We start from the raw sequence: 395 nt of genomic DNA on the forward strand, positions 1-395 counted from the left end.
GTATTAGCAGTAAAGAAACTTTCGATAAAATCATCATCATAAGTCGTTACAGCAAGCTTGCCTTTTCCACCGCGTTTTTGTTTTTCGTATTGTTTACTTGGCACTCTTTTAATGTATCCACGATGGGTAATGGTTACAACCATATTTTCATTAGGAATCAAATCTTCAATATCAATATCATCATAATCATCTTCTATTTGCGTAATACGCGGAACATCAAATTTGCTTTTTATCTCTTTTAATTCATCGCGGATAAGATTTTCTAGCAAAGTTTCGCTTTTTAAAATCTTATCAAGTCTTGCGATTTCTTTCATAAGCTCTGCAAGTTCATTTTCAATTTTTTCTCTATCAAGTCCTGTTAAACGGCCGAGTTTCATATCTAAAATCGCATTAGC

1 protein-coding gene is annotated in these 395 nt (G+C 32.9%); it reads right to left on the reverse strand.

Features of this window, described 5'->3' with window-relative positions; translation table 11 throughout:
- Positions 1-395 (reverse strand): DNA gyrase C-terminal beta-propeller domain-containing protein (locus KJR01_RS09975; protein ID WP_284467030.1); only part of this gene is annotated, 395 nt, incomplete at both ends.

Source organism: Campylobacter sp. 2018MI10 (assembly GCF_018501175.1).
Lineage (GTDB): Bacteria > Campylobacterota > Campylobacteria > Campylobacterales > Campylobacteraceae > Campylobacter_E.